Source organism: Flavobacterium glaciei (assembly GCF_003350545.1).
In the GTDB taxonomy this organism is placed as follows: Bacteria; Bacteroidota; Bacteroidia; order Flavobacteriales; family Flavobacteriaceae; genus Flavobacterium; species Flavobacterium glaciei.
In genome coordinates this window covers 1-9428 of the sequence record NZ_QQBA01000025.1, presented here as the reverse complement: position 1 = coordinate 9428, position 9428 = coordinate 1, and the positions used below count along the sequence as shown (strand labels likewise).

Annotated in this window: 6 protein-coding genes and 1 pseudogene; 3 read left to right on the top strand and 4 right to left on the bottom strand. The window is 36.8% G+C overall.

Annotated features, from left to right (window positions below; translation table 11 throughout):
* The 3 genes from DFR66_RS13545 to DFR66_RS13535 all read left to right on the top strand — a co-directional run.
* Positions 1 to 4246, top strand: a 4246-nt coding sequence (locus DFR66_RS13545; RefSeq protein WP_208630919.1) for an Ig-like domain-containing protein, incomplete at its 5' end; no start/stop codon positions are given.
* Positions 4247 to 4285: 39 nt separating this feature from the next.
* Entirely contained in the window at positions 4286 to 5212 is a 927-nt protein-coding gene (locus DFR66_RS13540; protein WP_114755355.1) for a PorP/SprF family type IX secretion system membrane protein, read from the top strand.
* A gap of 14 nt (positions 5213 to 5226) precedes the next feature.
* A complete protein-coding gene (locus DFR66_RS13535; protein WP_114755354.1) occupies positions 5227 to 7182 on the top strand; it encodes an OmpA family protein in 1956 nt (651 codons plus the stop codon).
* Positions 7183 to 7698: 516 nt separating this feature from the next.
* On the opposite strand, the pseudogene DFR66_RS14155 reads toward DFR66_RS13535, so the two are convergent.
* The 4 genes and pseudogenes from DFR66_RS14155 to DFR66_RS13525 form a co-directional block, all read right to left on the bottom strand.
* A pseudogene (locus DFR66_RS14155) lies at positions 7699 to 8151 on the bottom strand (PorP/SprF family type IX secretion system membrane protein).
* Positions 8102 to 8254, bottom strand: a complete 153-nt coding sequence (locus DFR66_RS14150) for a hypothetical protein (RefSeq protein ID WP_317048678.1) — start codon at positions 8252 to 8254, stop codon at positions 8102 to 8104. The pseudogene DFR66_RS14155 and the gene DFR66_RS14150 overlap by 50 nt, the downstream one beginning before the upstream one ends.
* Positions 8255 to 8360: 106 nt before the next feature.
* Positions 8361 to 8507: a type IX secretion system membrane protein PorP/SprF gene (locus tag DFR66_RS14145; protein WP_317048677.1), complete on the bottom strand. Its 147-nt coding sequence runs from the start codon at positions 8505 to 8507 to the stop codon at positions 8361 to 8363.
* Between the two features lie 135 nt (positions 8508 to 8642).
* On the bottom strand, positions 8643 to 9428 hold a 786-nt coding region (locus tag DFR66_RS13525), incomplete at its 5' end, for a T9SS type B sorting domain-containing protein (protein WP_146841216.1).

The window sequence follows — 9428 nt, the reverse complement described above, 5'->3', positions numbered from 1 at the left end:
GATCACGTATACACCAAATCCTGACTTCAACGGTACGGACAGCTTCACTTACACGGTGACAGTGACCAACGCCGATGGTACGACTACGACAGAGACCGCAACGGTAAACGTAACAGTAACTCCAGTAGCTGGTATAATCAATGCGGTCAATGATGATTATAGTGCAACTCCAGTTGCGGTAGGCGACTCAACCCCAAGTGTAGTTGGTAACGACGAATTAAATGGAAATCCGGTAGTAATTGGAACCAATCCAGGTCAAGTAACCTTAACAGGAGTAACTGTTCCAGTAGGCTTGAAATTGAATGCAAATGGAACCATTACGGTAAATGCAAACACACCATCAGGAAGTTACACAGTAGTTTACGAAATCTGTGAAGTAGGCGCAAGCCCAATAAATTGTAAGCAAGCAAGCGCAACAGTTGTTGTAAACAATCCGATAGATGCAGTAAATGATCCGTCAGTAACAGTTGCATCAAGTAATTCGGCAGTAACGGCTTTAAATGCACTAGCAAATGACACGTTAAGCAACCTTGAAGCGACTACAGCTAATACCAATGTAACACCGGCAACGAATGGACCATTGAGTATCGATGCTGAAGGAATAGTAACAGTTGCGGCTAATACCCCAAGTGGTACGTACAGCATCACTTACCAATTGTGTGAGGCTAATCCATCAACAGGATTGAATGTAACTCCGGCAAATTGTGATAATGCAACGGCTACTGTAGTAGTCTTGAATCCAATAGATGCTGTAAATGATGGACCAACAACAGTTGCAGCATCTTCTACGGTTGTAATGGTAGAAAATGTAATAGTAAATGATAGACTTAATGGATCAGCAGTATCTTCAGCTACGGTTGATGTAACAGCAATTACTAATGGACCATTAAGTATTGACATTGATGGTAATTTAACATTAGCACCAAACACGCCATCAGGCACTTATACCATAACGTATGAGGTATGTGAATTTGGCTCTAGTCCATTAAATTGTGATAGTGCAATTGCTACAGTAGTGGTACAAAACCCATTAGTGGGAGTAAATGATGGCCCTCTTACACTATCGACATCAGAAGTTCCAAAAGTTGTTTTAAATGTAACAACAAATGACACATTACATGGAGCACTAGTTACAGATGCAAATACCAATGTTACTCCACAAGTATCAGGACCATTAAGTATAGCAAGTAATGGAGATGTTACTTTAGCAGCCAACACAGTTTCTGGCACTTATAGTATAACCTATGAAATATGTGAAGTAGGAGCAAATCCTGTAAATTGTACAACAGCCACAGCCACAATAGTAGTTTTAAATTCTATTGTAGCAAATCCAGATACAACAGGAGGGCTTCCAGGAGCTACCACAGGATCTGTTTTAGGGAATGATACATTAAGTGGAATTCCACCTATCAACCCTAATGATGTGATTTTGACAACAACAATTTCAAATCCAGCATTAACATTAAATCCAGATGGTACTATTACAATTGCACCAGATGCACCAGCGGGACCTCAAACGCTAGAATATCAAATATGTGAAATTGGTTCAAATCCACCTAATTGCAGTACAGCAACGGTAACAGTAAATGTTTCACAAGCAGCAGTAGATGCCATTGTAGATGATTTTAGAGCAGTTCCATATACAGGAGGAATAGGTGGAACTACTACCTCAGTATTGAATAATGATACTCTAAATGGAGTAGTTTTAAATTCATCAGATGTTTTATTAACATTAAGTGGAACAGCACCAGCAGGATTTGTACTGAACAGCAATGGTACAATTACGGTTCCTTCAGGACAGGTTTCGGGTACCTATATGGTTTTTTATCAAATATGTGAAGTAATAAATCCAAGCAATTGCGATATAGCCAATGCCAAAATTCTTATTAGTAATAGTATTGCTGCATTTGATGATACTTTCCCAACACAAGTTCCAAGCACTACAGTTGCTACAAATGTTGGAAGTGTATTAGCAAATAATGGAAATGGAGCAGATAGTTTAAATGGAATGGCAGTAACATCAGCAAATACAGATGTCACACCAATCACTACTGGCCCATTGAGTATTGATGCAGCTGGGAATTTGACACTAGCGCCAAATACAGTTTCAGGAACCTATAACATTACATACCAGTTGTGTGAATCGGGAGCAGATCCTGTAAACTGTACAAATGCAACTGCAACAGTAGTTGTTTTAAATGCAATTGATGCCGTTGATGATAATCCATTGGCAGTAAATACAGGAGTAAATCCAAAAGTGGTATTAAATGTAACGGATAATGATACATTGAATACTGTTTTAGTAAGCCCAGCTAATACGAATGTTACCCCAGTTTCTGCGGGACCATTGAGTATCGATTCAAATGGAGTAGTAACATTAGCAGGAAATACGCCTAGTGGAAGTTATAGCATTATGTATGAATTATGTGAAGTTAATCCATCAACAGGATTGGCTGTAACACCAGCGAATTGTACCACTGCTACAGTGACAATAGTAATAACGAATCCAATAGTAGCAGGTAACGATACCCTTCCAAGAACAGGAGGTAACGTGTTAGGTAACGATACGGTTAACGGAGAGCCAGCTACAGCAGCTAATACCAATGTAACACCGGCAACGAATGGACCATTGAGTATCGATGCAGACGGAAACGTAACAGTAGCTCCAAACACACCAAGTGGAACGTATACATTAACGTATGAGATCTGTGAGGCAGGTGCTACACCAGCGAATTGTACCACTGCTACAGTGACGGTTAATTATGTAAATCCATTAGTCGCCAATGATGATACTTTTACATCAGCAGGTGGAAATGTATTAGCAAACGATAGTGTAAATGGTGATCCAGCAACGATGACAAATATTGTTATAACACCGGTAACGAATGGACCATTAAGTATCGATGCAGACGGAAATTTAACAGTAGCGCCAAACACGCCAAGTGGTACCTATATTATTGTTTATGAAATTTGTCAAACAGGTATGACACCTGTAAATTGTACCACAGCCACAGTAACAGTGATTGTAAACAATCCAATAGTAGCTAATAACAATACATTCCCAGTTACAGGCGGAAATGTAATGTCAAACGATACTGTCAACGAAGCACCAGCTACAGCAGCCAATGCAGTTGTGACACCAGTAACAAATGGTCCATTGAGTATAGATGCTGATGGAAACTTAACAGTAGCGCCAAATACGCCAAGTGGTACTTACACCATAGAATATGAAATTTGTGAAGTAGGTTCAAAACCTTCAAATTGTACACGAGCTATAGCAACGGTGGTCATTAACAATGCATTAGTTGCAACTGATGATACAATGCCAGCTACTGGCGGAAACGTACTTGCAAATGACACCATTAACGGAGTGCCAGCCACAAAAGACAATACAGATGTGACACCAGTAACTAGTGGTCCACTGAGTATAGATGCTGATGGAAACTTGACAGTAGCACCAAATATAGTTGCAGGTACCTACATTATTACCTATCAAGTATGTGAAACAGGCTCAAATCCGTTGATGTGTACAACTGCAACAGTATCAGTAGTTGTGGATGAAGCACCATCAATAGCTATTGTAAAAACAGCTGTATTCAATGACGAAAATGGAGATGGTTTTGCACAAGCAGGAGAGAGTATTACTTATAGCTTTGCGGTAACCAATACTGGAAACACACCATTAAGCAATGTAACAGTAACAGATGTTCTGCCAGGTTTGATACTAACGGGTAATAGTATAACTTTATTGTCAGTAGGAGAGACAAACAATACAGCCTATCAAGGAGTGTATCGCTTGACACAAGCAGACATCAATTTAGGAAGTGTAACCAATCAAGCAACCGCAACAGGAGTTACACCACTAGGAGTTATAGTAAGTGATTTATCAGATGATTCAAATATTTTAGGTGATAGACCAACTGTACTAGCTATTCAAGGATGTGTAATCGAAGTGTTTAACGCAGTAGCACCAAATGGTAGTGGAGATAACAAAGTTTTCCGAATAAGAGGTCTAGAATGTTATAGCGATAATACTGTAGAGATATATAACCGTTGGGGAGTACTAGTATTTGAGAGAACAGGATACAACAATGAGGATAGAGCTTTTAGAGGAATTTCAGAAGGAAGGGTTACTATTAATCAATCCGAAGAGTTACCAGAGGGAACATATTATTATATTTTAAGATATAAAGATAGTGCTGCCACAAGTTTCGAGAAAGCAGGATACTTATATATTAACAGATAATTGATTAATAAAACTCATAAGTTTTAAAATGCAAGCAATATGAAAACTAAATTAATAGTGTTATTACTCTTATTCTCGGGTTTGGTAAATGCCCAGCAAGATGCGCAGTTTACACAGTATATGTATAATACAATAAATATAAACCCGGCCTATGCAGGATCTCGAGAGGCCATGAACATCTTTGCTTTACACCGCACCCAGTGGGTAGGGCTAGATGGAGCGCCAGTTACTAATACTGCTTCGATAAACACCCCTATTAATGATACTAAAATCGGTTTAGGAGTATCTGTAGTAAATGACAGGATAGGCCCATCGGATGAGAACAACATATCGGTTGATTTTTCATACTATATCAATACTTCGGAAGACTTTAAACTCTCTTTTGGATTGAAAGCCTCAGCAAATCTATTGAATGTCAATTTTGATAAATTGAATCAGTATGACCCAAATGACTATAGTTTTGAAAACAACATAGACAATAAGTTTTCACCAAACATTGGTGTAGGACTCTATTGGTACTCTGATAAAACCTATGTCGGCCTCTCGGTGCCTAACTTGCTAGAGACTCAGCATTTTGACAGGTTTGCAGGAGTAGGGGCTAATTCATACATTGCACGAGAGCGCGTAAACTATTACTTAACTGCCGGCCATGTATTCGAATTAGACTACAATCTAAAGTTTAAACCAGCAATGATGACAAAACTTGTTCAAGGAGCGCCTTTACAGGTCGATTTATCGGCTAACTTCTTGTTTAATGACAAGTTTACAGTTGGTGCCGCTTACAGGTGGAGTGCGGCATTAAGTGCCATGGTAGGATTTCAAGTGTCTGATTCATGGTTTATTGGGTATGGATATGATATGGAAACAACACGTCTTGCAAACTATAATTCTGGATCTCACGAGATATTTCTTCGCTATGAAATATTCAACAAATACAATAGAATTACATCACCTAGATTCTTTTAATTTAATATAACGTTATGAAATTTAGTGCTAAAAATTTCGGATGCTGTGTAGTTTTTTTAGTATCAACAGTATTGGGGTATGCCCAAAAAAAAGGAGTGGCAATCGCAGATAAAAACTTCGAAAATTACTCTTACGTTGATGCCATAGCTACTTATGAGAAAATAGCCGATAAAGGGTATAAAGACGAGAAAATGTTTCAAAAACTAGGAGATTCCTATTTTTTCATTGCTGATTTGATCAAGGCAGAAAAGTGGTACAGTGCCCTTTTTGAGATGAATTCAGCTCAAGAAGCCGAGTATTGCTATAGGTATTCCCAGTCTTTAAAAGCCGTAGGTAACTATACAAAGGCCGATAAAATGCTAGAGCAGTTCATCGCAAAATCAGCCACAGACCAGCGAGGAAAACTGTTTGCAAGTCAGCGTGATTACCTAAATGACATCAAGGAAAACTCAGGAAAATACGAAATATTTGATGCAGGAATCAATTCCCCATATTCAGATTATGGAAGTGCTTACTACAACAACACCCTGCTTTTTGCTTCGGCACGAGACACAGGAGGAGTAGCAAAGAAAGTATTCAAATGGAACAATGAATCCTTCACCAACTTGTACAGTGCTCCAATTAGTACTGACGGTAGTTTAGGCACGCCAGAAGTTTTCAATAAAAACATCAACAGCAGGTTTCATGAGTCGACCCCCGTTTTTACAAAAGACGGACAAACCATGTACTTTACGCGTAACAATTACCTAAACGGGAAGAAGCAAAAAGATAGCAGACGTGTTGTATTATTAAAGCTCTACAAAGCCACAAACGAAAACGGAAAATGGGTCAATGTACAAGAACTTCCGTTTAATAGTAACGAGTACAGTGTAGCGCATCCAGCGCTGAGTGTAGACGAGAAAACCTTGTATTTTGCATCAGACATGCCAGGCACAAAGGGATTATCAGATCTTTTTAAAGTTAGCATCAATGCTAATGACACTTATGGCACACCAGAGAATTTAGGATTGCCTATCAACACCGAAGCAAGAGAAACTTTTCCGTATATCTCAGCAGACAACAAAATGTACTTTGCCAGTGATGGACACCCTGGATTAGGAGGATTAGATGTGTTTGTAATGGATTTATCATCAAAAACTCCAGGAAGTACCATAACAAACATAGGTGCACCTATAAACAGTACCCAAGACGATTTTTCATTTGTGATAGATGCCGAGGATAAAAAAGGGTTTGTAACCTCTAACAGAGAAGGCGGAGTAGGATCAGATGATATTTATAGATTCAATAAATTTCCTGTTCCAGTATGCGTACAAGTACTAAAAGGCGTAATTACAGACCAAGATACAGGAATTGTTTTAGCTAATGCCAAAGTAAGTTTATTTGATGCGAATTTTAATTTGATTAAAGAAATTATCACACCATCATCAGGCGCTTATACCTTTGAGGTAACATGCGAAACTACGTATTATGTGCGAGGTGAGAAACCAGAGTATGCAACCAAAGAGAACAAGATTACAATAGCCAAAGTTTCTGGAGAAACACAGGGACCATTGGCCTTAGAGCCAAGAAAAAGAGCCGTTGATATAGGTACAGATTTAGCTAAAACTTTAGATATTCCGATACTTTATTTTGATTTAGACAAATCAGTTATTCGTAAAGATGCGGCCTTTGAACTAGAGAAAGTATTAGCAGTGATGCAACAATACCCAAAGATGACCATAGATATTAGATCCCATACGGATTGTAGACAAACCGTTGCTTACAATCAAGCATTATCTGATAGAAGGGCTAAATCTACTAAGGCGTGGTTGATCAAAAACGGCATAGCTGCAAATAGATTAACAGCCAAAGGATATGGAGAATCACAGCTTGTAAACGATTGTGGATGTGAACCAACGAATAAATCAAACTGTACAGAGGAACAACACCAAGCCAATAGAAGAAGTGAGTTTATCATTGTATCGATGTAGTAAACTTTCTTTAAACAATATAAAATCTAAAAGGTTATCCATAATAAGTGGATAGCCTTTTTTAATCATATATTAATAATTGATATGAAATATTAACTTCTAATTCATTTCAGCTGTTTTTTTGATGATAATTATATTGCAAAATTTATTTGAAGTGTCGTGAGCCATAAAACAGTGTTATCTATATTATACCACATTTTATTAATACTCATTCTTTAACAAAAATTTCACTTGTTTTGTTTTAGTCATGTAAATCCTTAAAGTGGTAAAGTTTCAAAATAATATATTTTACCAAATCGAAACTTTAAAATGTTGTATTTGTTAACTAGATTTATGTTCTGTGAGCATTACTGTTCTTTAAATTTTGCGGAAGTAATTATTGAATAATTAAGATTATATCTTATAGTAATGTGATGGCATATGTGTTACATCAAATTAGTTATTTATGGAAAAATTTTGAATGATAATAGATACAAATATATTTTAAGTTTTAATTTTTAAAAAATCTTGGAGCTATTATTCTACTTTGATTATTAAATTGTTAAAACGTAAAAATATTTCATGTGAACCTGAATTGTTGTTCTCTAAACTGGTTGTGTCAAAATCATAGCTATAACCTACAAGTGGTCCATCTAATGTTTGGATTCCTGCCATAGCCTTTGCTGCTGCACTCCATCTCCATTAAAGGCCAAATGAAAATTTATCTTGCCAGAGTACATTAGCAGCGACATCTACTTGTAGTGGTCCTCCAGAAACTAATCTAGTAAGGAAACTCGGTTTTAATTTAACGCTTTGACTTACGTTAAATACATATCCTCCCATAAAATAGCAATGTATTTTATCGTTAAATACTGTTGCAGTGTTATCATCAAAATGTTGTCTTTTCAGGAATCGTAGAATAGAGAAGCTAAAATATAACTTATCTGAATTGAAGTAAACACCTGTTCCTAATATTTGGAGAAAAAGCATTATCGATATTGTTTTGAAATCTTGGATTATTCAAATCATAACGATTTAGCTTTGTATAATCCACTTTTAATAGGTCTGCTGATGCTTTTAATCCAAAGCACAAATCATATTTTTCAGATGTTTGAATAGTATGCGATAAGTCTACGGAAATACTACTTTGTTCTCATGCCCCAATCTTTTCATTAACAAATGATACTCCTAAACCTAAACTAGAATTTTGTATGAACATTGATAGAAAATGCATTTGAAGTTGGTGCTCCATCAACTCCTGCCCACTGCGCAAGGTTCAGTGCAAAAACGCTAGTTACATAGCGATTAACATCATAAGCAGGATTAATATTAATTGTGTTATACATATAATGTGTATTGTGAATCTTGCTGGACAAAACCAGAGACCATTACTATCCGGAGAAGTATTATTATAGAATTTGTTTTCACACTATAAATTTTAATTATTCTAAAAGAACTTTTCTTTTCGTAGAGTACATTAATTAATCATTAATTAAATGCAGGTAGCCTGACTTGTTATTGCTTTTGCCATTTTTATCCACATAATTGATTATATAGAAATAGGTTCCGTTTGGTAATCCTGTTGATTTATTTACTGTATCTCTTCCTTCGGAAATTCCTCTAAAGGCTTTTGTGTTGTTATCATAATCATCGACATCAAATACTTTTACGCCCCAACGATTAAATATTTGCACAGTATTTTTTGGGTAACAATCTAATCCTTTGATGTATAGTATTCTTCCGAATTCTGTTCTTGAATTTGTAGAAACAGCATTAAATATGGTTAATTGACAACCATCCACATCAATCTCTGTAGAGCCAATTTTCAGTTCACTAGTGTCGTGTGATAAATCTTGAACTATCATTCCTAATGGTGTGGTTCCAAATGCCATAGCTTGACTGCTAATTTTTCCATTTGTTATATCATCCTGAGTAATTACATAGGTAGAAGAAAAAGTAGTGTTGTCTATAGCTCCAATTGGTAGGTCAATCGTTCCAGAATTCTTATCCAAACCAACCATTGTATCTTGAATCCATACATCAGATAAGGGTACAGCTCCCAAATTGAAAATAATGTATTGATATTTAAAAGTCTCTCCTTTCTGAGCTTGACCATCTTGATTTTCATCTTTGAAAGTACCTTTTAAGATTAAAGCTATTTTTGCATTTTCTGGCAAATTGGTCACCGTAGGCAGGTCATTGGAGGTAGCTGTCCCCGAAGTATCTTGAACCGAATCCCCTTGTGGATTTTCACCTACCGCAACAGC

What these genes read in the sequence shown, in the direction of transcription:
- DFR66_RS13535 (WP_114755354.1), top strand. Translation starts at nt 5,227, where the DNA reads ATGAAATTTAGTGCTAAAAATTTCGGATGCTGTGTAGTTTTTTTAGTA.
- DFR66_RS13540 (WP_114755355.1), top strand. Translation starts at nt 4,286, where the DNA reads ATGAAAACTAAATTAATAGTGTTATTACTCTTATTCTCGGGTTTGGTA.
- DFR66_RS14145 (WP_317048677.1), bottom strand. Translation starts at nt 8,507, where the DNA reads ATGTATAACACAATTAATATTAATCCTGCTTATGATGTTAATCGCTAT.